The 21,329-nt window shown below is 69.4% G+C and carries 22 protein-coding genes and 1 other RNA gene; 5 read left to right on the forward strand and 18 right to left on the reverse strand.

Translation table 11 applies throughout. The features are described 5' to 3' along the window. Position 1: 1 nt before the first annotated feature. The 3 genes from HUT12_RS25190 to HUT12_RS25200 all read right to left on the reverse strand — a co-directional run bounded on the left by HUT12_RS25190 (position 2) and on the right by HUT12_RS25200 (position 2,538). A complete protein-coding gene (locus tag HUT12_RS25190) occupies positions 2-250 on the reverse strand; it encodes a hypothetical protein (protein WP_176094967.1) in 249 nt (82 codons plus the stop codon). Beyond that, positions 247-1,839 carry an FtsK/SpoIIIE domain-containing protein gene (locus HUT12_RS25195; RefSeq protein ID WP_176094968.1) on the reverse strand — a complete coding sequence of 531 codons (1,593 nt, stop codon included), beginning with the start codon at positions 1,837-1,839 and terminating at the stop codon, positions 247-249. Before HUT12_RS25195 ends, HUT12_RS25190 begins: the two co-directional genes overlap by 4 nt. Positions 1,840-2,142: 303 nt before the next feature. Further along, positions 2,143-2,538, reverse strand: coding sequence for a transcriptional regulator (locus HUT12_RS25200; protein WP_176094969.1), 396 nt, complete (start codon positions 2,536-2,538; stop codon positions 2,143-2,145). A 705-nt stretch (positions 2,539-3,243) separates the two neighbouring features. On the opposite strand from HUT12_RS25200, the gene HUT12_RS25205 reads away from it, so the two are divergent. Next, complete coding sequence (locus tag HUT12_RS25205) at positions 3,244-3,690, forward strand: hypothetical protein (RefSeq protein WP_176094970.1); 447 nt, start codon at positions 3,244-3,246, stop codon at positions 3,688-3,690. On the opposite strand, the gene HUT12_RS25210 is transcribed toward HUT12_RS25205, so the two are convergent. The 3 genes from HUT12_RS25210 to HUT12_RS32970 all read right to left on the reverse strand — a co-directional run bounded on the left by HUT12_RS25210 (position 3,674) and on the right by HUT12_RS32970 (position 5,716). Then, entirely contained in the window at positions 3,674-4,450 is a 777-nt protein-coding gene (locus HUT12_RS25210) for a glycosyltransferase (RefSeq protein WP_254876950.1), read from the reverse strand. The two genes, HUT12_RS25205 and HUT12_RS25210, sit on opposite strands and share 17 nt — an antisense overlap. Continuing rightward, a complete protein-coding gene (locus HUT12_RS25215; RefSeq protein ID WP_176094971.1) occupies positions 4,438-5,259 on the reverse strand; it encodes a GntR family transcriptional regulator in 822 nt (273 codons plus the stop codon). The genes HUT12_RS25210 and HUT12_RS25215 overlap by 13 nt, the downstream gene beginning before the upstream one ends. A 127-nt stretch (positions 5,260-5,386) precedes the next feature. After that, the gene (locus HUT12_RS32970; RefSeq protein ID WP_254876951.1) at positions 5,387-5,716 is read right to left on the reverse strand and encodes a hypothetical protein; all 330 of its coding nucleotides are present in this window, start codon (positions 5,714-5,716) and stop codon (positions 5,387-5,389) included. 878 nt (positions 5,717-6,594) lie between these two features. On the opposite strand from HUT12_RS32970, the gene HUT12_RS25225 reads away from it, so the two are divergent. After that, entirely contained in the window at positions 6,595-7,020 is a 426-nt protein-coding gene (locus tag HUT12_RS25225; RefSeq protein WP_217706048.1) for a GntR family transcriptional regulator, read from the forward strand. A 158-nt stretch (positions 7,021-7,178) separates the two neighbouring features. On the opposite strand, the gene HUT12_RS25230 is transcribed toward HUT12_RS25225, so the two are convergent. Both HUT12_RS25230 and HUT12_RS25235 read right to left on the reverse strand, forming a co-directional pair. After that, positions 7,179-7,781, reverse strand: coding sequence for a HEPN domain-containing protein (locus tag HUT12_RS25230; RefSeq protein WP_176094972.1), 603 nt, complete (start codon positions 7,779-7,781; stop codon positions 7,179-7,181). A gap of 2 nt (positions 7,782-7,783) precedes the next feature. Continuing rightward, on the reverse strand, positions 7,784-9,088 hold the full coding sequence (locus HUT12_RS25235) for a ParA family protein (RefSeq protein ID WP_368660294.1): 1,305 nt from the start codon (positions 9,086-9,088) through the stop codon (positions 7,784-7,786). Here HUT12_RS25235 and HUT12_RS25240 point away from each other — a divergent pair. Further along, on the forward strand, positions 9,081-9,554 hold the full coding sequence (locus HUT12_RS25240; protein WP_176094973.1) for a hypothetical protein: 474 nt from the start codon (positions 9,081-9,083) through the stop codon (positions 9,552-9,554). The genes HUT12_RS25235 and HUT12_RS25240 overlap by 8 nt on opposite strands. A 392-nt stretch (positions 9,555-9,946) precedes the next feature. On the opposite strand, the gene rnpB is transcribed toward HUT12_RS25240, so the two are convergent. Beyond that, positions 9,947-10,363: RNase P RNA component class A (gene rnpB, locus HUT12_RS25245), an RNA gene on the reverse strand. A 95-nt stretch (positions 10,364-10,458) separates the two neighbouring features. On the opposite strand from rnpB, the gene HUT12_RS25250 reads away from it, so the two are divergent. Beyond that, entirely contained in the window at positions 10,459-10,974 is a 516-nt protein-coding gene (locus HUT12_RS25250; protein WP_176094974.1) for a DUF664 domain-containing protein, read from the forward strand. Between the two features lie 112 nt (positions 10,975-11,086). Here HUT12_RS25250 and HUT12_RS25255 read toward each other — a convergent pair whose 3' ends face one another. The 5 genes from HUT12_RS25255 to HUT12_RS25275 all read right to left on the reverse strand — a co-directional run bounded on the left by HUT12_RS25255 (position 11,087) and on the right by HUT12_RS25275 (position 15,891). Then, positions 11,087-12,292 (reverse strand): bifunctional RNase H/acid phosphatase, encoded by a 1,206-nt coding sequence (locus HUT12_RS25255; RefSeq protein ID WP_176094975.1) that lies wholly within the window; start codon positions 12,290-12,292, stop codon positions 11,087-11,089. A gap of 3 nt (positions 12,293-12,295) precedes the next feature. After that, positions 12,296-13,033 carry a zinc ribbon domain-containing protein gene (locus HUT12_RS25260; RefSeq protein ID WP_131057826.1) on the reverse strand — a complete coding sequence of 246 codons (738 nt, stop codon included), beginning with the start codon at positions 13,031-13,033 and terminating at the stop codon, positions 12,296-12,298. Continuing rightward, on the reverse strand, positions 13,030-13,917 hold the full coding sequence (locus tag HUT12_RS25265; RefSeq protein ID WP_176094976.1) for a Nif3-like dinuclear metal center hexameric protein: 888 nt from the start codon (positions 13,915-13,917) through the stop codon (positions 13,030-13,032). The genes HUT12_RS25260 and HUT12_RS25265 overlap by 4 nt, the downstream gene beginning before the upstream one ends. A 158-nt stretch (positions 13,918-14,075) precedes the next feature. Then, a complete protein-coding gene (locus HUT12_RS25270; protein ID WP_131054465.1) occupies positions 14,076-14,648 on the reverse strand; it encodes a flavoprotein in 573 nt (190 codons plus the stop codon). Between the two features lie 13 nt (positions 14,649-14,661). Then, positions 14,662-15,891, reverse strand: coding sequence for a helix-turn-helix domain-containing protein (locus HUT12_RS25275; protein WP_131054466.1), 1,230 nt, complete (start codon positions 15,889-15,891; stop codon positions 14,662-14,664). A 251-nt stretch (positions 15,892-16,142) separates the two neighbouring features. Here HUT12_RS25275 and HUT12_RS25280 point away from each other — a divergent pair, with 251 nt between their 5' ends. Next, positions 16,143-16,814 carry a bifunctional DNA primase/polymerase gene (locus HUT12_RS25280; RefSeq protein WP_131054467.1) on the forward strand — a complete coding sequence of 224 codons (672 nt, stop codon included), beginning with the start codon at positions 16,143-16,145 and terminating at the stop codon, positions 16,812-16,814. 346 nt (positions 16,815-17,160) lie between these two features. On the opposite strand, the gene HUT12_RS25285 is transcribed toward HUT12_RS25280, so the two are convergent. The 4 genes from HUT12_RS25285 to HUT12_RS25300 are packed head-to-tail and all read right to left on the reverse strand — an operon-like array spanning position 17,161 to position 21,328. Beyond that, positions 17,161-17,883 carry an FAD:protein FMN transferase gene (locus HUT12_RS25285; RefSeq protein ID WP_131054471.1) on the reverse strand — a complete coding sequence of 241 codons (723 nt, stop codon included), beginning with the start codon at positions 17,881-17,883 and terminating at the stop codon, positions 17,161-17,163. 50 nt (positions 17,884-17,933) lie between these two features. Further along, positions 17,934-18,521 (reverse strand): FMN-binding protein, encoded by a 588-nt coding sequence (locus tag HUT12_RS25290; RefSeq protein ID WP_176094977.1) that lies wholly within the window; start codon positions 18,519-18,521, stop codon positions 17,934-17,936. A gap of 18 nt (positions 18,522-18,539) precedes the next feature. Next, positions 18,540-19,952 carry a ferric reductase-like transmembrane domain-containing protein gene (locus tag HUT12_RS25295; RefSeq protein ID WP_176094978.1) on the reverse strand — a complete coding sequence of 471 codons (1,413 nt, stop codon included), beginning with the start codon at positions 19,950-19,952 and terminating at the stop codon, positions 18,540-18,542. Then, positions 19,949-21,328 carry a DUF1501 domain-containing protein gene (locus tag HUT12_RS25300; protein WP_176094979.1) on the reverse strand — a complete coding sequence of 460 codons (1,380 nt, stop codon included), beginning with the start codon at positions 21,326-21,328 and terminating at the stop codon, positions 19,949-19,951. Before HUT12_RS25300 ends, HUT12_RS25295 begins: the two co-directional genes overlap by 4 nt. Between the last annotated feature and the right edge of the window lies 1 nt (position 21,329).

The following is a 21,329-nucleotide window of genomic DNA, read 5'->3' on the forward strand; positions in this document are numbered from 1 at the left end:
GTTACCTCCGGGCGGGTCGGATGTCGGTGCGGATGTAGTCGGGTGGGGTGCCGAGCGAGGCGACCGCTTCGGAGAGGCAGCGCCACAGCGCCCACGCCTCGTCGGGGGTCAGGGACATCCGTCGCCGTCCCGCACCGACCGCGAGATAGACCGGGTACGGGTCGGGCCGCTCCGGGTCGACGCGGACGGACACGGCGGTGACCGGGTCGGGGGTGCGCAGCCGGTAGAAGCGGCGACCGGGCGCGGTCATCGGCCCTCACCGCTGGTGTCGCGGTCGAGGAGGTTGCGCAGCGATTCGGGCAGCAGCGGTCCGGACGGCGTACGCGGCAGCGGTGGTCGGGCCGGTTCGGGGGCGGTTTCCCGCCGGACCTGGGCGAGGATGTCCGCCGCATCGCCGGGTGCCGGGTACTGGCGGGCCATGTCGCGGATGTCGTCGTCGGAGACGTACGAGAAGCGGACCCGCATCGGGTCGGGGGTGCCGTCGAGGATCACGTACCCGACGCCCTTGGCCCATCGCGGCATCTGGTCAGCGAGGGCACCCCGAGTGCGGGCACCGTCGCCAAGGACCATGTCGACCTGGGACGCCTCGGTCAGGCCGAGCGCGATGCGGGTCGGGAACAGGTCCCGGAACGGCAGCACGTCCTTACGCGGGTCCTGCAACGCCGCCACCACCAGGACACCGACCCCGGCCCCCTGGGACAGCAGCAACCCGAGCGACGAGGCGATGCGCTTACGCAGCTCGACATCTTGCAGGTAGGCGGTCAGTGCGGCCATCTCGTCGACGACGACCACGACCAGGGGGTCAGCCTCCGTCGGCGTGTGCACCCGCACCGTGCCCGCAAGCCGGGTCTGCCGCTCCCGGAGGACGGTGACGGCCTCGTCGAGGAGATCGGCCATGGCCTCGAAGGACTTGCAGGCGAACCGGGCGAACATCGGACGGCCGAGCGCGAACTCCATCCCGCCCTTCGGGTCGATCACCCAGAGCCGGACGAGGCCGGAGGCGATCCCGCCGCCGAGGACCCGCACCAGCGACCACAGCACCGACCCCTTACCGGAGCGGGTCGCCCCACCCACGAGAACATGCGTGGCAAGCAGGTGCAGCGACCAGGGACGCAGGTCCTCCCGACGGGCCAGGGGCAGCGCGGTGAAGTCCGGCACCGCCGGCACGTCGAACGGCGGGACCACGGTGCGCAGCGCGTCGGTCCGCACCACCGCCAGGTAGACCAGCGTCGGCCGATCCCGGAACCGCACCCGATCCACCAGGCGCAGCAGCCACGCACCATGGCCGGTACGGGTCGGTGGGTCGCCGGGACGTTCCGAGTAGACCCGGACGTGCCGCCGGCCGAACGCGTACGCGAGATTGGCGCTGACCGCCTGGAACTGTTCCGGCGTCTGGCCCCGCACCATGCGGACGGTCAACACGTCGAGCGCCTGATCTGAGCGCACCCGCAACAGTTGCGGCAGGACCGGCTGAAGGTCGTAGGTGTCGGCGAGCCCGCACAGCGTCATGGCCTCCCGCCACACCCGCCGGTACACGAACACCCGCCGGAACGAGCCGAGCAGCGGACCGGCGAGCCAGGTCCACCAGGACGACTCGTCCCGCCACCGCCACACCGCCGAGGCCGCCGACCCCAGCACCAGCGGCACCACCAGCCCGGACCAGCCGAACTCGACGAACAGCCACAACGCCAGCACCGCCGTACCGGTGGCCACCGGATGCCGCAGGCACCACCAGACAGCCCGGCCGGACCAGCGCAGCACCAGGCCGAGCAGCACCGCCCACATAGGCAGCGCGAACCGCTTCGGCCGGAACACCACCAAGTCCCCGGCCGAAGTCATCACCACGTCACCGCGAGGCCGCCCGAACATCAGGCACCCCGCAGCGACACGAACCGGCCCGCCGCGTCACGCACCGGCGGGAACGGAAGAACGAGCTGCCCGGCGCAGCACCCACACCGACCGTCAACACCGGTGGATGGTTCGAACCGGACCTGACACGCGACACACCGAGGCCAACCACGGCCAGCCCGACGCCTACCCTTGGACACGTCACGACCTCTCTCGACAGAGCAGGGGAAGAGACACCAGGGGGCGGGGCTGCCGTCCGCCAAGACCAGACAGCCCCGCCCCCACCTGAAACGGCTACGCCGCCGCCTTCTTGCCACCGACCACCGGAGCCCGCAGCCCGGTCGCCCGCAGCGAATACGCCATCCGACCGTTGTTCGCCACGTACGGCGTCACCGTCATCCCGTCGAACTCCACCGCCTCGAACGGCGCACCCGACGGCGGCACCGGCTGATAGTCAGCCGAGATCTTCACCGTCGTCTCCCGCGAGCGCTTGCCCAGCTCAGGGTCAAGATCCATCACCCGGACCTGCCACACCCGCTGACCAGTCAGCTTGTCCTTCGCCGGGGACCGCCGACCCGTCTTCTCGTCGTAGTCCTCGACCTCACCCAGCGACTCGGGCACCAACGCGCACCCCGCCGGGAACACGTCCTCGAACCGCACGGCGAACCTCGTACCGCCACGCAGAGCCATCGCTCCAACCTCCAACTTGTTGACTTGTCTGCCAAGTTGCGAGGTCCAAGGTAGACGGCACTTGGCAGACAAGTCAACAAGTTGGCTCGGCGCTGCGCTGTCGACGCGGGCGCGGGCGCGGGTTGCCACCAGCAAGCTGCACTCATCGGAAGTCATCACGGCGAGCGCGTGTGACGTTAATTACTGGAAGGCCAGTCCGAGACGCCCAACGAGAGAGCGGATTTACGTTACAGAAGGGGTCTAAGGAGAATGTCCAGAACTCCAGACAAATCGATCTAGCGCCACATATTACCGATTCGAGAAAGCCTGCCTCGGTACCGCATTTTTCCTGCTCAGGAGCCACGTGAACGCTAATCAAATAATAACATGTGCGAAGTTGCGCGACTTCCAAATATTACCACCGCAATCACCGGCGACCCGCCACAAGCCAGCAAGCAAGAGACGGCTGGCGACGCCGAGCTGCCTGTTTCCATTACCCTCGAAACCGATGCCGAGGGAGGTGAGAATGGAGCTTGTTTTCGCACTACGAATCTCGCGTCAGGTGATCATCCGCGTCATCGTCGTCGTGACGGTCGTAGTGGTCAGCGGCAACGTTTGGATCTACTGAGGACCACAGATGGCAAGGGCGGGACCACCGGGTCCCGCCCGGCCTCGTTCACCGAGAAGCGGGGTGCTGCATCACCGCCTAGCGGGTATCCGGCGGTCATGTCCGACCGTGTTCCAAGAACATCCGAGCGCGAGCACGCGCGTCCTCGCGGCCTCGATGACCCGACTGTCGAGGCGCTCGGCGAGCTAAGCAAGGCGTTGGAGACGATTCACCGGGTGCGTGGGCACCTGTACGCCGCTCACCAACTCGTCGGCGGCGCAGACCTCACCCTGGACCGCGTCGTCGAGCTGCTACGGCAAGCGGGCCACGACGAGGTAGCCAAGCGGGTAGAGCGGGAGTTGCTGGGCCGGAACGTCCTACCCGGTCGCTGGACCTTCCAGATCATGGAGGAGTTCGACGATGGGTACTACGCCGCGTTCCAGGAGGTCGAGCGGTACGCCCGCGAGACGCTTGCCGGCGGCCAACGGCACATCTTCGAGGCAGAGATGAAGGAGCGTCGGCGCACTCATGGCATGCCGGGACATGAGGCTACGCCGCAAAAGTGACCGGCAGCCCGTTCGGGAGCATCGAGGCCAGGGCAACGGCTCTGGCCTCGATGATCTTCATGCGGCCCTCGTACTCGACGGGTTCGCGGTGCGCGGCTTGGCTCGTGACCTGACCTGGCCACTTGCGGTAGAGCAAACCGTGTTCACGGGTGAAGTAACCCTCGCTGACCGCGCTGGCAGCGAGGAGTAGGCCAGTGTCCTCGGAGGCCGGGAGTGCCATCCAGCCGCCGAGGGCGAGGAGCAGATCCCGGCGGATGCAGAGAGTGGCGGGGTGGACCTGGGCGCGGTAACCGTTGGCCTGCCAGAAGGCGAGCACGGCACCGCGGCTGATGGGTCCGCCGGCCGGATCCTTGTCCCATCCGACGGTAGACCCATCGGGCATCAGGTCCAGGACGCGCGAGGTCGTCCAGCCGATCTGCGGGTGGATGTCGAAGGCGGCGATGTCGCGGGCGAGTGCACCGGCCGTGAGTTGGTCGTCAGCGTCGAGCACCTTGACCAGATCGCCGGTGACACGGGAAAGAGCGAGGGTGCGGGCAACACCCGGGCCGCCGGAACGACCACCGCCGAGGCTGATGCGAGGGTCGTCCGGCAGAACCCCGTCCAACGCACCGGTCTGCCCGTCCTCCTGGACGAGCCACTGCCAGTCCCACCCGTCGGGCATGTCTTGCTTGACCAACGAGTCGTACGCACCGGCCAGGTACTCGACGCTGGGCGCATGGACCGGAGTGATGACCGTGACGAGATGCGTCAAGTTTTCCACCGTTGCAGTTTGTGGGAGTACACAAGCTCGGTCCGGTCCCCTGGCATCACCACGTCGGCCACCTCGACGGCCCGGCCGGTGGTGTCGATGGACGTCTTGCGCACGGTCAACACGGAGACGCCGGGGTCGATGTCGAGGAGTTCGGCCTCATCCGGCGACGGCGGACGCGCCCGAACCTCGTCCTCGATGCGGTCCAACTCGACGCCGATCGTGTAGAGCTGGTGCTGGGAGCCACCGGGCCACGGCTCGTTGCTGGCGTCGAGCAGGTCCGGGTTCGCGGCCACCAGGTCATAGGGCAGGTACGAGTACGACATGGTCAGCGGGGCGTTCTCATGCCTGGACGAGGTCCAGTAAACCCGGCGCAGCAGCGGCGTACCCGGCTCGACCCGCAGCGCCGCTGCCATCTCCGCATCGGCCTCGACGCGGGTGTACTCGGCGTGGAACTTGAGGTCGTCGACGGTCAGGCCGGTGTCATGCTCGGTCGCGCCGGTCTTGAGCCGCTCGTCCTGGTCGAGCAACACCCGGTCCTTCTCCCACTGGTACCGCTCCGCGTTACGACGCCGTACCCGCTGGCGAGGTGCCCGAACGTAGGTGCCGCGCCCCTGCTCTGCGCGGACCAGGCCCCACTCGCGGAGCTGGCGGATGGCGTTGCGGACACTCGTGCGCGACAGGCCCGACGTCTCGGCCAACTCCGTCTCCGACGGCATCAGGGTGCCGGGCGCGAGTTCTCCGCTCGTGATTTTGACCCGCAACTCTTCCGCGAGTTGCAGGTAACGAGGGCGCCAGTCCCGGCCATGCACACCGGTCACCGTACCCCCTAGACGTTCCAACGACTGCCAGGTAGTCCCACCCGCCGGCCGCTCCGGCACCGCCGGTACTTCCACCACCGGCCCACGACGACGAGACACCGCAGGAGTACGGCGAGAGTTGCGGCGATCAGTCGCGGTCATAGGTGCCCTCCAACGGTCGTCCCTTGGTCATCACTCGCCACCGGACATAGGTCAGTTCATAGATCAGCCGGTCGAGCTGCACCCGCGACAACAACACCGATTCGGTTCCCCCGGAACGGGTGACGTCGACCTTGACCATCGGGTCGCGGCGGCGAAACCGGTCCAGGAGCAGTTGCACACTCACCCATCCGCTGCGTTCGGTGCCGACCGTGGCGAGCAGCCCCCGATGCATCGGATCGCTCGGCCCGCAGCCCTGGCACCAGTCGGGACACTCGGCGTCCTTAGCCGGTCGCCTGCCAGTCGGCTCGTCAGGCATTGCCATCCTCGCCCCCATGAGGTCCGACCTGGGCCAGCAGCGACCGCAGTTGCTCCACCAACTGCCGGACCTGAGGCAGCGGCAGTTCCGCCCAGGGGCCACCGATCCGGCAGGACACATGGACCATGACTCTCGGATCCTGACCATCGGATCCGACCAGGTACGACACGACCGACCCGGACGCCCAGGCATCTCCGACCTTCAACGACGCGCCCCGGTGACGCCGAGGCATGTGCGCCATCACCGGCGGGACCAGATGGCCGCACCGATCCGGCGCACACCAGTCCGGATGCACAGGCGGCCACGTCGGCCGGTGCGGCGCAGTCACTTCGACCACCTCCCACCGTTGCCCCGGTACGCCTGCCCCGGGGTCATGAACGGTGGCTGCCGCAGCGTCGGCATCGCCCGCGTCCACTCCGTCGACCAACGCGACGAGTTCCGGGAGGTAGCGACGGGACGAACCTCGTCACGGCTGCTGGCTGCTGCCGGAGCGGTTCGGTCTGCTCGTCGGCGTGAACGCCAGGACGAGAACCAGGAACGTCGACGATGAGAGCCAGGCATCGCACCTCCACACGTAGGGAGCCGGCGACCGACCAGGGGGACCAATCGGCCGCCGGCCCGACAGAGGGCACGGCGCACCGTCCGACACCGGACGGGTCGGATATCGCCGAGCCACCTCGTGCACGCGACCACCGCAACCGGCCCACCAGGACGCCGCGCCTCACGCACGGCCAGGCCGACGCAGCACCACACCTGATACGCGCCGTCATCCCAGCCGCACACTCGGAAACGTACCTACAAGTGGATGACTTGTCTACACATCAAAACGACACACCCGCTTGGCACTTGGTAAGACAAGTGCCAGGTACGGTGACCAGGTGCCCACCCCGCACTACGGACAGCCCCGCTACCGGGCCATCGCCGACGAGTTACGAGAGCGCATCCAGAGCGGCGTAATTCCACCTGGCGCCCTACTGCCGACCGAAAGCACACTTTGCGCCGAGTTCAGGGCAAGCCGTGGCACCATTCGTCATGCACTCGCCGCCCTTCGCGAGGAAGGGTTAGCCGTCACCGATCACGGCAGGGGAACTTACGCATCCATACATGTCTGGGGATCTTCAGGGCAGTCTCGAACAGCGCTGCGGACGGTCCTAGCCGATTCACGTCTAGCCGCGCTCCTAGGGGTGACTCTCGGAGAGCAGGTTACCGAACAAGAGACCGCCATAGAGGAAAATGGACGCGTTTCGTCAGTCGTTCGAGTGTATCGAAAGCCTGTTCGAAGTGCGGACAAGCAGAGCAAATAATTCCAAGAGACACCCAACCGCAAACACAACCCATAAGCGCCTTAACTGAGCGCTAGAAAGATTGATTACCGGATGTTGCAAGACCACCTAAAGGCATGATATGCGCCAGCCTCCCCACCAACATCCGCCCGAGTGTTGCATTTCTCAATAACGCTCCACTAGACAGCCACCGCACCAAGCGCATCAACTACCGATTCCAGGAAGTCAAGGCTGTCACTGACAAGCTGATCGTTAATCGGGTAGCGCGTCGGAGGAATGGTGGGGTCCGTATCAGCCTCGTGAACTATCTTATTTCTGCGATCTACGATTAGCTTTAATCGCCGCTTCACGCTATCAGGCGACTCCCCGAGATGCTTGGCAACCTCCTGCCAAATCGGCACATCGCTAATCAGCTTGTAGACTTCCGCGATCTTGTCCGGATTCTGGAAGGATAGGTACCCATGCTGCTCGCGAATCTCAGCATCAAGCCAAGAAATGCCGGGCTGCGACAGAGCAATTCTGACTGAAGACATCCGGACGCGGAATCGCTCATAGCCCTTCGCCGGGGCATGCAATTCCTGCTCCGTCAACAACATTCTTGCACGCACCTCCTCGTGCACGAAGTGGTCAAGCGCACTGACGCCTTGCACGAGGGCTGACCGCAGCAAATCGTCCGTGTTAATTGCAGCAGTAAGCTGAGCCGAGAGCGCAATCGCCGTTGACACTAAATCTCGCGCATAGCTAAGGTTCTTTTTAAAGAGTGCCAGTTCGGCAGCCGGCATCCCTACTTGACACCCTCATCCTCAGTCATCGCGATGACTCGATTCGCAAATGCCTCGAAATCCGCATAGAATCGATCGCGAGACGCCTCGGTGTTCTCAAGCACGGCACCTCCGGATTTTAGTTGGGGTGCTGTCAGGGCGAAGATTGGCGTCAGGAATTCTTGAGATCGAGAAATTAGGCCATTAAAATCACCTATTGTTGCCAAGTTTAGGCTAGCGTCAACGCCTGCTGCCGCGTAAGTCTGGTCATCAAGAAGCATATGCTCGGCTGCCATCGCCGGCTTGAGTCTTTTCCCGACCGCTTCGCCTACCTCATCAATCCACTTTTGGAAGGCTTTTGCCGGCTTGCCGCTACGTGGGCGGAACTTCTGCACCACCGTTCCCAGAATCTTTAGTCTGGGCGGAGGAAAAGGGTAAGCTGCCTGCTGAAGCACTGGGAGCCGTGATGCTTGATCCGCCCACTTCTTCCAACGTGGCAGAACCCGAGCCAGAGAATCAATTGCCATTACAGAGAAGACATCCGGCGAGGTAGGAAGAATCAAGTAGTCGCTGGTGACTACCAAGTTTTGATTAATCGACCCAAGACCAGGGCTCATATCAATCAAAACATAGTCGGCAGAAATAGCGGAAGCCGTCTTGTCAATCAAAAACGAGAGACTTCCTGGAAGATTCTGAAGCGCTCCAATTGCGGCCGAAAGTTCTTGTGCCAGCCCGAGAGTGACCTCGAACTCTGATAGCCGAAGATCCCCTGCGAGCAAGTGCAATCCTGGGCGTCCCGCGACTTCTACGGTCTTCACCGCCTGAATTTCCTTCGGCTGCGCTTCGAAGGCAGGCACCAGACCAGAACGGAACGTGTTTTGTCCCTGCTTCTCGTAAAACTCCTCTAGTTCATCAGCGCCTTTGAAACCGAGAACCATCCCCGTCAAGTTGCACTGCGGGTCGGAATCCACCATCAGGACCCGATGTCCAAGGTTGGCCAACATCCAGCCAAGGTTAAAGACCGTAGTCGTCTTACTAACTCCACCCTTGTGGTTAAATAGGGCGATCTTCCGCAATCTGGTCTCCCTGGTCGTGGCAGTTTCGAAGGCAGCCTTACCAGCAGGGTACTGCCGAATAGCTCTGTATGGGATCAAGGCACCGCGCTCCGCGCGGTGCGGGACGGCAAGCCCGGCCGGCGGCAAGCCGCCCCGGCCGCCTACGGCGCCGGGGCGGTGAGCCACCGACAGCCGCCGGGACACCGCCTGACGAGGTGCGGTATCAGAATTGCCAGGCGACCAGGAAGCCTGAACCATCCACCGGGTGGACATCGTCGCTCAGTGGGTCCGCGTCTCCTGGACCAAGCAGTCACGCGGAGGCCACCACGCTGCCCGCCGCAACGCCCTACCTACTGCGTTCGCGCTGCCGCAGCACTCCGCGCCCCTCACCCACGAGGTCACGATGCACGAGCGCGACGAGTTCCAACCAGTCATCTCCCTGCGCAACGGTGCACCGTCCTGTGACGCCGTCCAACTCCGCTACGCCGAGGACCAGGTCCGCGTCGAGCTGATTCCGACGGCTTGGGGCATGCCCCGCCGACACCGCCGCCCGCCAGCCGTACGCCTCCCCCATGGCCAGTGGCTGCGTTGGCGGATCAACTACCGCTTCACCGACCACTGCACCGGAGACTGGCTCTACCGCCTTGACACGCTGAACATCGCCCACGGCCCGGTGCCTGTCGATGTCTTCCTGACCGAACCACACCAGAGCATCGATGAACGGGCCTACCTGCGCTGAACGCGGTCGATGCACGGCGGTACGGAAGCCGGCGGGGCTGCTCTGGTCGCGTGGTCGGGGCTTCCGGCTGCCGCGCCAGTCCAACCCCGGGACTGGCTTGCCACTGGCTCATCTCGTCGCGGCACGCAGCTCCACGGCCAGGACGTACCCGACCTCCCCCGCAGCCGCCGGCCCCTACCCGGAACCCCACGGGCCGGCCCGCATAGGCTCCACGATGGCGCAGCCGGCCCGGCCCGAAGCATGGTCAACTGAGCCCGCGCTCAGGGCGTCTCCAGGGCGTCAGGGCGTCGTCAGGGCGTCAAACGCCGGCCAAAGTTGACCAAGAACGACCATCGACACCCGGACACAGGACCAGCTCAGAGCCTTGATCGAGGCTCTGAGCTGGTGGGCGACGGACGAGTCGACCTGTACGCCGGATTCTGTGCGCGGCGCGTACCCCTTGCGGGGTTCGCACCGGCGGCGGCCATCCATCTCGGCCTGCCGTCGCCGACAGGCTCGTGCGGCCTACCCGCAGACATCGGGCGGGCCGCCCTCAAGCGTCTGCGCAGGTCGTCATCTTGCGGTGACGGCCCTACTTGGCCTTGCTCCGGGTGGGGTTTACCGAGCCACCCCGGTCACCCGGGGTGCTGGTGGGCTCTTACCCCACCGTTTCACCCTTACCGTCCCCGTTGGGGGTCGGCGGTCTGTTTTCTGTGGCACTGTCCCGCGGGTCGCCCCGGGTTGCCGTTAACAACCACCCTGCCCTGTGGAGTCCGGACGTTCCTCGGCGACGGGCCGCAGCCCGCCGACGCGACCGCCCGGTCGACTCGTCCGTCGCACGCTCATCCTAACGACACCGGGTCGCCGCCTATTGCGCCGGCAGGACCGCACGCCGGGTCGTTTCGGGGGTACGCATAATGGGCCGATGACGACGCTGCCGCCGTTTCCCGAGCCTACGGTCCCGGCCGAGGGGCGGGCCGAGGTGTTCCTGCGCTATCTCGACTATTTCCGGGAGAGCGTGCTGGCCAAGGTGTCGGCGCTGCCCGAGGCGGAGGCGCGGGCGAGCCGGTTGCCGTCGGGCTGGACTCCGGTGGAGTTGCTGCGGCACCTGCGCTTCGTCGAGTTGCGCTGGATCGAGTGGGGCTTCCAGGGGCAACCGGTGCCGGAGCCGTGGGGCGACTGGCGCGACGGTCGCTGGCACGTACCCCCGGAGCTGAGTGTGGCGGAGCTGGCGGACGAGCTGCGCGCACAGGGCACCCACACCCGCAGCGTGGTGCAGAGCGCCGACCTGGCCACCGTCGGCGCCCCCGGCCCCCGCTGGAACGGCGCAGACCCGGCCTCCCTGGAGCGGGTGCTGTTCCACCTGGTCCAGGAGTACGCCCGCCACCTGGGCCACCTGGACATCGTCACCGAACTAGCCAACGGCCCCCTCGGCGAGTAGCACCCCCACCACCCGTACCCCCTGTGGTTGATCAAGAGGTTTGGTGGTGATTCACCGGCGAACGGTGACCCAAAGCTCTTGATCAACCGCGCGGGCCGGCCCCGGGCCGGGCCTACGGGAGGTAGGGGGTTTCGTTGATGGAGCGGACGGCTATGCCGCCGTCGGGCCAGCGGTCGAGGATGGAGATGCCGGCGGCGTCGAGGAAGAGGCGGTGCAGGAAGGCGTCGGTGGCGGCGAGCGCGTCGCGCAGCATCAGCTTGATCGGCGAGACGTGCGAGACCACCACCACGGTCTGACCGGGGTACGCGGCGAGCAGCCGCTCCACCACCCGCGTGCAGCGTCGGGCGACCTCGTCGAAGGACTCGCCGTCGGGTGGGGCGATCCGGGGCGAGGCGAGCCAGGCGTCGAGTTCACCGCCCCACTGTTCGCGTACCTCGGCGAAGGTCCGGCCCTCCCAGGCACCGAAGTCGCACTCGATCAGCTCGTCGTCGCGGCGTACCGGGATGTCGCCGACGGCGGCGGCGATGGCCTCGGCGGTCGCCGTACACCGGGACAGCGGTGAGCTGACCACGGCGGCGGTGTCGGGGGCGAGCGCGGCGACCCGGGCGGCGGTGGCCCGCACCTGGTCCTTGCCCTTCGCGGAGAGCGGGATGTCGCCGCGTCCGGAGTAGCGGCCCTGTTCGGTGTACTCGGTCTCGCCGTGCCGGACCAGGATCAGCCGGGTGGCGGTGAAGCTGGGGCGCGGCTCCCAGGAGACCGGGGCGCTGCTCGGATCGGTGCCGGGCGACTCGTCGGCGCGGGCGGCGACCTGGGTCGCGCCGCCGCCGGCCGGTTCCGGGCCGCCGAGGCGGCGCGGTGACTCGACGGTACGCGGTGGCGTGACGACCGGTGTGGCGGTGCCCGACGTGGCGGCGGCGTCCATCGCGGCGTTGGCCAGCCGGTCGGCGTGCGTGTTGCGGTCCCGGGGGATCCAGGTGAAGCGGACCGCGTCGAATCGGCTGACGATCTGGGCGGCCTGGGCGGCGAGCGGACGCAGCCCGGGGTGCTTGATCTGCCAGCGGCCGGACATCTGCTCGACGACCAGCTTGGAGTCCATCCGGATCTCGACCTCGCTGGCGCCCAGTTCGGCGGCGGCGGTCAGACCGGCGATCATGCCCTGGTACTCGGCGACGTTGTTGGTGGCGGTGCCGATCGACTCGCTGCGTTCGGCCAGCACCTCGCCGGTCGCCTGGTCACGGACGACCGCGCCGTAGCCGGCCGGGCCGGGGTTGCCCCGGGAGCCCCCGTCGGCCTCGACCAGCACGGTACGCGGCGCCACCGGCTACAGCCCGGACTCGTTGGTGCGGACCATGATCCGGCGACAGTCCTCGCAGCGGACCACCTCGTCGGGATCGGTCTTGCGGATCCGGGCCAGGTCGGCACCGGAGAGGTCCAGGCGGCACCCGCCGCAGCGGCCGGCGGTCAGCAGCGCGGCGCCCAGGCCGGTGTCGGCACGGATCTTGTCGTAGAGCTGCACCAGGTCGCCGGGGAGGTCACCGGCGAGCGGCTGCCGGGCGGAGCGCTTGAACTCCTCCTCGCGGCCGATCTCGGCCAGGGCCTCGTCGCGGCGCTGCTCGGTGGCGGCCCGCCGCTCGCGCACCTCGGTCAGCCGCTGCTCCACCCCGTCGAGCGTCGACTGGGCGGTCTCCCGCTGCTCCATCAACTCCAGCTCGGCGTCCTCCAGGTCGCTCTGCCGGCGGTTCAACGAGACCAGCTCGTGCTGGAGCGCCTCCAGCTCACGGGCCGGACCGCCACCGGCGGCGAGGCGGTCCTCGTCCTTCTTCTTGCGGGCGCGTACCTGGTCGACGTCCTTCTCCAGCCGGGCGATGTCCCGGTCCAGGTCGTCCACGGCCACCTGGGCGCGGACCCGCTCGTCCTCCAGCGACGACAGCTCGCGGGCGAGAGCCTCCAGTTCGGCGCGCTCGGGCAGCGCCCGGCGGCGGTGGGCGAGCTTGGCGAGAGCGGTGTCGATCGCCTGGAGGTCGAGCAGGCGGCGCTGGACCTGGGGGTCAGCCTTCACGGTCGGGGCTCCTTGTCGTCCGCTGCGGATCGCTCCGGGGCGGCGGGTGAGGCGGCGTGCACGGTCCACGGGTCGGTGTCCAGGTCGGACACCAGGGTCTCGACGCCCGGCAGCGTGGCGCGCAACCCGGTGGCCACATCGTCGAGCCAGGGCCGTTCGGTGGCCCAGTGGGTGGCGTCGAGCAGCGCCGGTCCACCGGTGGCGAGGTGTTCGCCGGTCGGGTGGTGACGCAGGTCTGCGGTGAGGTACGCGTCCACCCCGGCGGCGGTCGCGTCGGCCAGGAAACTGTCCCCCGCACCGCCGCAGACTGCCAGCGTACGCACCATGCGGTCCGGATCGCCCGCGGCGCGTACGCCGATGGCGGTGGTGGGCAGCACGGCGGCGGCGTGCCGGGCCAACTCGGCCAGGGTCAGTGGCTGCGGCAGCTCGCCGATGCGCCCGGCACCCCGGCCCTCACCGGCGGCGGGCGTGCCCGGCCGGGACGGTTGCAGCGGACGCAGGTCGGTCAGGCCGAGCCGGTGGGCGAGGGCGTCGGAGACCCCGGGTACGGCGACGTCGGCGTTGGTGTGGGCGACGTAGAGCGCGACGTCGGCCTTGATCAGTTGGTGGATGATGCGACCCTTGTACGTCGTCGGCGCCACCGACGAGACGCCCCGCAGCAGCAGCGGGTGGTGCGCGATGATCATGTCGGCGTGGGCGGCGAGGGCCTCGGCGACGGTCTCGGGGACCACGTCGACGACGCAGAGGATCCGGCGGACCGGGGCACCGGGCTCGCCGAGCACCAGCCCGACCTTGTCCCACTCCTCGGCCCAGGTGGGCGGATAGCGCCGCTCCAGCTCGGCCACGACGTCGGCGACGGTCGGCACGGCTGCGGTTGTGCTCACGGCGCGCCAGCTTACCGGCGTCGGTGCCACTCCGGGACGTCACCCGGGCCGTGGCGGTGGCCACGGCCCGGGCTGCGGATTGCGGCATCCGGTGTCGGGGTGATTGCAGGGGACCCCTGTACTACCGGAGGCGTTAATAAGGTGCCCTTCCTTTCACGTCACCCGGTCCGGCAGAGCTGGTCGCGCAGGGCGGTCAGCGGCAGGGCCCAGGGGAAGGCGTGCTGGTGGCGTTCTCCGGTCCCGGGCGGGTGCAGGGGGAAGACGTCGTCGCCGAAGAGCACGGTCACCCCCCACTCCGCCAGGCGGGCGATCCCGGTCTGGAAGGCCGGATGGGCGGCCATCGCCGCGTTGGTGTACGGCACGGCGACCAGCGGTACGCCCCGTCCCTGCGCCTCCACCAGCAACCCGAGGGCGAGGGTGTCGGCGATGCCGGCCACCCATTTGTTCACCGTGTTGACGGTGGCCGGGCAGACGATGATGGCGTCGGCCGACGGCAGGACGTCCGGGTCCCCCGGGTTCTTGTAGTGCGTACGCACCGGGTGGCCGGTCGTGCGGGCTAGCGCGGTGCGGTCGACGAACTTGGCGCCGTCCGGCGTGGTGATCACGCAGACGTCCCAGCCGTCCTGTTGGGCCAGCTCGACGAGCCGGCCCACGTCTCGGGCCAACGGCGAACCGCAGGCGATGATGTAGAGCACCTCTTGGTGCCCGTCGTGGCGGTGCGAACCGGTCATGCCGGCTCCGAGTTCATACTCCTACTCCCATGTGCTCAGCCAACTCCGCGATCGGAGAAGGCGGCGCACCCCGTGTGCGACGCAGGACCTCGGACATGACCTCGTGGGCGATCGGGCGGCAGCGGATCTCCGACGGCGCCAGCCGGTCGCCGCGCAGCAGCATCTCCCCGGCGTTGGCCATGTCGCCGATCTGGGAGTAGGCGCGGGCCTGGTCGAGCAGGTGGTGGGCGCGACGTTCGGGCAGCATGGCGTCGAACGGCAGGTTGACGATCCGGGTGCGGTGGATCTCCACGGCCCGCCCGCCGTCGCCCAGTTCGACGGCGGCCGCCGCGCGGTGCAGTTCGACGTTGGTCGGCCCGAACGACGTCCAGTAGTGGTTCTGGTCACTGCCGAGTTCGCGGGCGGCGTCGCGGGCGCCGTCGAGCAGGTCCGCGACGGTGGAGGTGTCGCCGGTACGCGCGGCGGCCATCGCGCCCTGCAACAGCAGCATCCCGTAGACCGAGAGCCGGTCGGCTCTGCTGTCGTTGCCGCCGCCCGGTGCGATCCGGTCGGCGATGCGGACGTTCAGTTCCAGCGCGGAGCGGGGGCGTCCCATGGCGAGCAGGGCGTTGCAGACACGGGTGGTGGCGATCCCGGCGAGCAGTTGGTCGTCGGCGCGCTGGGCGACCGCGATGGAGCGGTCGGCGGCCAGCCAGGACAGGTCACACTCCCCCAGCTTGCGCAGCACCGAGGAGGCGATCTGGTAGACCTGCCCGAGCAGGTTCGCGGCGCGTCGGGCCTGTTCACCGCCGTACGCGGCGTCGGCCGCCTGGGCGTCGCGCAGCAGCTTGGGCAGCGCCCGGGTCAGCATGCCGTACCGGCCGTACTGGTAGGTGAGCCAGGCGTGGGTGACGGCCTTGCCCATGTCGACCAGTGGCGGCGGTTCCGGCTTCGCGTCGAAGTAGGCGCTGATCGAGTCGTACCGCTCCAGGGCGGCCCGGATCTCCTCGACCTCGACCTGGTCGATGCAGTTCATGGTGTCGGTGCGCCGCTCCGGGTCCTTGCCGAGCAGCAGCTGCACGTCGATCTGGAGGATGTCGGCGATCTCGTAGAGCACCGAGAACTTGTCCAGCCGCCGTACGCCGCGCTCGATCTTGTCGACCCAGCTCTTGGACTTACCCAGTCGGTCGGCGAAGACCTGTTGCGACATCTTGCGTCGCCCGCGCCAGTAGGCCACCCGCCGCCCGATGGGCAGTTCGTCCATGTCCCCGGTCCTCCCCTTGCTGCTGGAGCCCTGGCCAGGAGCCGGGGGCTGATCCGCAGGTGCGGCCATCCGTCCGTACGTCAGGTTTCCGCTGGTCGCACTGCTTGTGCGTCAGCCGTACGGCCGATCCTCGTACTTTCGTGCAAGTTGCATAGGCCACTTTGTCAAACAAACGATCGCAGGCCACGGCAGTGACGCTGTTCGACGTATGTGCTGGTGCCGGTCGGTTCCGGCGAGGGGAGATGGCACCAATGTGGGGGAATGTCGCACCGAGCGTGGCACGTCTGTCGCCGTTGGAGCGGGTGCGGCTGCGCCGCGTCGCGGTGCGGTACGCGCTGCACGGCTGGGAGGTGACCCCCGGCGCCTGCCTCGCGCGCAGCCGCTTCGTCTGCGGCCGGGCCGGGTGCCCGACGGTCGGCTGCCACCCCGCGCTGGAGGACTGGGAGCACGCGGCCAGCGCCGACCCGGCCCGGGTGGCCACCTGGTGGCGGTCCCGCCCGCACGGCATCCTGCTGCCCACCGGCCGCGCGTTCGACGTGCTGGAGGTCGCCGCCCACCTGGGCCGACGGATGCTCGACGCGATCCGGTCGCACCCGGTCGGCCCCGGCGTACGCGGACCGGTGCTGGTCACCCCGACCGGTCGCTGGATGTTCCTGGTCCGCCCCGGTGATCCGCTCCGCCCCGAGCTGGAGCACTGCTTCCACGTGGTGCGGCACGGTCCCGGCTCGTGGGTGCCGGCACCGCCCACCCGGCTGCCCGAGGGGCCGGTGCGCTGGGCGGTCGCGCCGGAGCAGGCCCGCTGGCAGCTCCCCGACTCGTACCTGGTGCAGAACACCCTGGTCGCCGAGTTGCGGGCCAGCGGCGTCACGCTGACCCCCGCGCTGGTCCCCGGCCACCTGCCGCTGCCCCGACGCGGTCGCTGAGCCACCGCTGCGGCTCCGACGCGGTCGCAGAGCCGACCGCTGCTGCCCCGACGCGGTCGCTGAGCCGGGCCGGGGAGTCCGTGCGGTACCCGACAGCGACGCCCGACGGGCGGTGCTCGTTGAGCATCACGACGGCGCGCCCGCGCCGGGAGCGGGGATCCGATGTCCACCGACCACACGGAGCAGCACCAGGGCGGGGCCGAACCGCCTCGCCGGCACCGGCCCGGACGACGCTGGGCGGCCACCCGACCACCGGGTTCACGCCCCGGACGTCCCCGGCCGCTCGGCTCCCGACCGGCGATCCTGCACCGGCCGGCCCGCTGGCCCTGATCGTCTGCCGCACCGGTCAGTCGGCCAGCGGCAGGTCGGTGGAGCGCAGGCAGCGGGCGTCCTCGGTGACCACCGCGTGCCGGTGCCCCGGCAGCCGGTCCACCCAGCCGATGCCGGTCACGCCCATGGCCAGGGCGGCAGTCGAGTACGCGTCGGCCAGCCCCAGGTCGTGTCCGACCACGGTCACCGACCGCAGGCCCTTCGCCGGTGCGCCCCGCCGGGGGTCACGCACGTGGTGGCCGCGCTCGTAGACCCCCGAGGTGGCCACCGCCAGGTCGGTGCCGGTCAGCACCAGGCAGACCGCCGACGGGTCCCACGGATGCCGCACCCCGATCCGCCACGGTCGTCCGGTCGACGAGTGGCCGCGTACCCGCACGTCCCCACCGGCGTTCACGCAGTGGTTGACGGCACCGGCGGCGAGCAGCCGGTCCGAGGCCACCTGGGCGGCCCAGCCCTTGACGTACCCGGACGGGTCGAGCCCGCCGGTGGCGTACGCGTCGAAGAACCCATCGGTGTCGCCCCACAGGTCGGCGCAGCGTTCCAGCACCCGGCGCAGGTCCGCCGACGCCTCGGAGAGCAGCAGCTCACCCCGGTCGAAGCGGCACACCTCGCTGTCCGGGAGGTACGTGCTGAATCGCGCGTCCACCTCGCGCAGCCAGCCGAACACCTCGTCGGCGAGGTGGGTCAGCTCGGCGGCGGGCAGGTCGTCGGCGATGTCCAGGCTGATCGGCGTACCCATGACGTGTTCGACCCGGCGCAGGCCGGGGCGGGTCGCGGTGCCGGCCGCCATCAGCGGGCCCGGTCGATCGCGGCCTGCAGGGACTGCCGGTAGGACTGGCTCGTCGCGGTCGCCCCGGAGACGGTGTCCAGGTCGGCGCTCTGCCGCGCGACGACCAGCCCCGCGACGCCGCTGTACCGGCTGTCGACGAGGTCGCTGCGCTGCTCGGACTGGGCGGTCCGCTCCGGCAGTTCCAGCGCGACCGCGTCGGTGATGCGGCTGCCGGTGAGAGTGATGCGCACCTGCACGTTGCCGTACTCGTTGCCGACCACCGGGCCGGTGACGGTCCGGGTGGCGGGCCGGGGCGCGGCGGTGGTGGTGCGGGGTGCCGAGGGGGTCCGGGGTGCCTCGGACGAGTCCGTGCGGCGCGCCGGGGCCTCGGTGCTGCGCGCGGGTTTCGGTGACCGGGTGGCGCGGGGTTCGCGGCTCGCCGACGGCGACTCCTCGGTGTCCACCGGCGGCGTCGGCCCGTCCGTCGTCGGTGCCGTGCCGGGGGGTGGCTCCTGGGCGACCTGACCGGTGCCCGGGGCGGCCTTGAGCACCACCATCGCGGTGGTGCTGGCGGCCAGGCCGGTGATCGCGAACAGCGCGCGACGCATCGGGGCGGTACTCCTCTGCTAGAGCTCGAAGGTGCCGACGTGGATCTGCCGGCGGGGCACGCCGATCCGGCGCAGCAGCCGTCGGCTCTGCTCGACCAGGCCCGGCGGGCCGCAGAGGTAGACGTCGCGCCGGGCCACGTCCGGCACGAGCCGGCGCAACCCGTCCGGCGACATCACCTGGCGTGGGCCGGGGTCGTTCCGGGAGCCGACGACATACCAGATCCGTACGCCCCGGGCCTGCGCCAGCCAGTCCAGCTCCCGGTGCAGCAGCACGTCGGCCGGGGTACGGGCCCGGTAGATCAGCGCCGCGCCGGGCGGCAACTCCTCCAGCATCGCCCGCAGCGGGGTGATGCCGCTGCCACCGGCGATCAGCAGCGCGCGGTCGCGGACCCGGTGCGCGGCGGTGAAGGTGCCCGACGGTCCCACCGCCCAGACCCGTACGCCGGGTTCGAGGTCGCGCAGGTCCCCGGTGTACGCGCCGACCACCTTGACGGTGAGCCGCAGCCAGCGGCCGTTGGCGGCGGCGGAGACCGAGAACGGGTGCGACTGCCACCAGCAGCCCCGGGTCAGGAAACGCCAACGGAAGAACTGGCCGCCGAGCAGGGCCAGCCGGTCCAGCCGCACGCCGGTCAGATAGATCGAGACGGTGTCCGGGCTCTCCGCCACCACGTCGGCGACCCGCAGCCGGTGCCGCAGGTTGACCGTCAGCGGCCCGACCAGCCGCCCCCACACCAGGGCGGCGACCACCAGTCCGTAGCAGACGATCCAGCCGGTGCGGACCGGGCCGGGACGGAACAACTGGGTGCCGTTGCTGAACTGGTGCGCGAAGCCGAGCAGCAGGACCGCGTACCCGGCCAGGTGGGTGGCGTGCCACAGCTCGTAGGGCAACGCCCGGCGTACCGCCCGGACGCTGGTCAACCCGACCAGCACCAGCAGACCGGCGGCGGCGAACGCGGAGACCAAGTCCTGGTATTCGCGCAGCATCACCCCGGCCTGGTCCCACGGCGAGCGGCCGGTCAGGCCGCCGTAGCCGACCAGGATGAAGGCGGTGTGCGCGAGCACCGCGACCAGCAGGGTGACCCCGAGGTCCCGGTGCCACGCCGCGATCCGCTCGCCGCCGACCACCCGTTCCAGCACCGGCAACCGGCTCATCATCAGCACCTGCACGAGCAGCAGGTAACCGGCGAGCAGGCCGGTGATCTGGCCGGCGGCGGTGGTCGTCGCGGTGGCGTCGGTGAGCGAGCCGGCCGGGGTGTCGAGCCACCAGGGCAGCACGCTGGCGACCAGGCCGACCAGGAACAACCCGGTCAGCAACCGCCGGCCGGCGGGCCCGCGCCGGGCCGCCACGGGCAGCGGAGGAGGCGCGGGCGGACGACCGTCGGCGTGGGTCCGCGACCCGGACCGACGGTCGGCGTACGCGTGGTGGGTCACGCGTACAGCTTCATCGGGGCGTACTTCATCCGGGGGAAGATCTTGTCCACCTCCGCGTTGGTGAGCCCGAACCGGCCCTGGGCCACCGAGCCGTAGACGTTGAACATGTTGTTGTACTCGGGGACGTCTCCGGAGTCGAGGGCGTTCAATCCGTTCCAGGTGCCGAGCAGCGGACCGGCGAGTGTGCGGCCGGACAGGATGGTCACCACGCCGCCGTGGCCGTGGTCGGTGCCGCCGCTGTTGGAGGCGACCCGCCGCCCGAACTCGCTGGACACCATGACGGTCACGTCGTCGGCGGCGGCACCGAGGTCGGTGAAGAACGCGGCCAGCGCGGCGGCCAGTTCGTTGAGCCGCCGATAGAGCTGCCCGCCCTCGCCGGTGCCCTGGTTCTCGTGGGTGTCGTACCCGCCCATGCCGACGGTGGCCACCCGGACGTTCGCGCCGCCCTTGATGAGCTGCGCGAGCTGCTGGAAGGCGAAGCCGACGCCCCGGTACTCCACCCCCTCGGCCGGCCGGTAGGGCTCGGCGGAGAGCCGGCGCGCGGTGGACAGCGCGCCCAGCCCGGAGCGCACCGCCTCCTCGACCGGGTGGTTGATGCCGGTGAACAGGCCCCGGATCGCCTTCTCGGTGGCCTCCCGGTATCGCTCGTCACCGGCGAGGCGCAACGAGCCGACACTGTTGAGCGAGATGGCGCCGTTGTTGCCGACCAGCGACCGGGGCAGCGTGCTGCCGACACCGACGCTGCGGAACGCGGTGCCCTTGCCGAGCGCGTCGACCAGGCTGTCCAGCCAGCCCCGGCCGCCGGTCTCACCGGGCAGTCCGCCGAGGTTGCAGGCGTCGGCGGCCTGGAAGTGGCTGCGGGACAGGCGCTCGTCGGAGACGCCCGGGACGAAACCGAGCTTCCCGGCGCGCAACCACGGCTCCAGCGGCCGGAACGCGCTGGTCAGCTTGAAGCCCCGGCCGAGCGCCAACGAGTCGTCGGGCAGCAGCAGGTCCGGGCGGGCCCGGTCGAGCACCGGATCGTCGTTCGGCGCGACCAGGCTGAGCCCGTCCAGGCCGCCGTAGAGGAAGACGTGCACCAGCGTGCCGGTCTTGGTGGCCGCGAAGGACGCCGAGGTGGTGACGAACTGGGCGGTGGCCAGGGCGGTGGCGGTGGCGGCGGCACCGGCGACGAAGGTCCGCCGGGTCACCCCGCGCCCGTCCTGCTGGGCCTCCTCCAACTCCTCCAGCCGCCGGTAGCGGTCCGCCTCGGCGGCGTTCTCGGCGGCCACCACGTCGGCCTCGGCCCGCAGCAGGGCCTCGGCCGGGTTGTCGGCGAGTCGCCGCACGTCGGGGCATTCCGGGTGCAGGTGGTACGAGTACACGGGCTCCTCCATC

The organism is Verrucosispora sp. NA02020, from assembly GCF_013364215.1.
In the GTDB taxonomy this organism is placed as follows: domain Bacteria; phylum Actinomycetota; class Actinomycetes; order Mycobacteriales; family Micromonosporaceae; genus Micromonospora.

Coding starts and splice junctions, on each gene's coding strand:
- HUT12_RS25190 (WP_176094967.1), bottom strand. CDS start 250: ATGACCGCGCCCGGTCGCCGCTTCTACCGGCTGCGCACCCCCGACCCG.
- HUT12_RS25195 (WP_176094968.1), bottom strand. CDS start 1,839: ATGACTTCGGCCGGGGACTTGGTGGTGTTCCGGCCGAAGCGGTTCGCG.
- HUT12_RS25200 (WP_176094969.1), bottom strand. CDS start 2,538: ATGGCTCTGCGTGGCGGTACGAGGTTCGCCGTGCGGTTCGAGGACGTG.
- HUT12_RS25205 (WP_176094970.1), top strand. CDS start 3,244: ATGTCCGACCGTGTTCCAAGAACATCCGAGCGCGAGCACGCGCGTCCT.
- HUT12_RS32970 (WP_254876951.1), bottom strand. CDS start 5,716: ATGCCTGACGAGCCGACTGGCAGGCGACCGGCTAAGGACGCCGAGTGT.
- HUT12_RS25230 (WP_176094972.1), bottom strand. CDS start 7,781: ATGCCGGCTGCCGAACTGGCACTCTTTAAAAAGAACCTTAGCTATGCG.
- HUT12_RS25235 (WP_368660294.1), bottom strand. CDS start 9,088: ATGTCCACCCGGTGGATGGTTCAGGCTTCCTGGTCGCCTGGCAATTCT.
- HUT12_RS25250 (WP_176094974.1), top strand. CDS start 10,459: ATGACGACGCTGCCGCCGTTTCCCGAGCCTACGGTCCCGGCCGAGGGG.
- HUT12_RS25270 (WP_131054465.1), bottom strand. CDS start 14,648: ATGACCGGTTCGCACCGCCACGACGGGCACCAAGAGGTGCTCTACATC.
- HUT12_RS25275 (WP_131054466.1), bottom strand. CDS start 15,891: ATGGACGAACTGCCCATCGGGCGGCGGGTGGCCTACTGGCGCGGGCGA.
- HUT12_RS25280 (WP_131054467.1), top strand. CDS start 16,143: ATGTGGGGGAATGTCGCACCGAGCGTGGCACGTCTGTCGCCGTTGGAG.
- HUT12_RS25285 (WP_131054471.1), bottom strand. CDS start 17,883: ATGGGTACGCCGATCAGCCTGGACATCGCCGACGACCTGCCCGCCGCC.
- HUT12_RS25290 (WP_176094977.1), bottom strand. CDS start 18,521: ATGCGTCGCGCGCTGTTCGCGATCACCGGCCTGGCCGCCAGCACCACC.
- HUT12_RS25300 (WP_176094979.1), bottom strand. CDS start 21,328: ATGGAGGAGCCCGTGTACTCGTACCACCTGCACCCGGAATGCCCCGAC.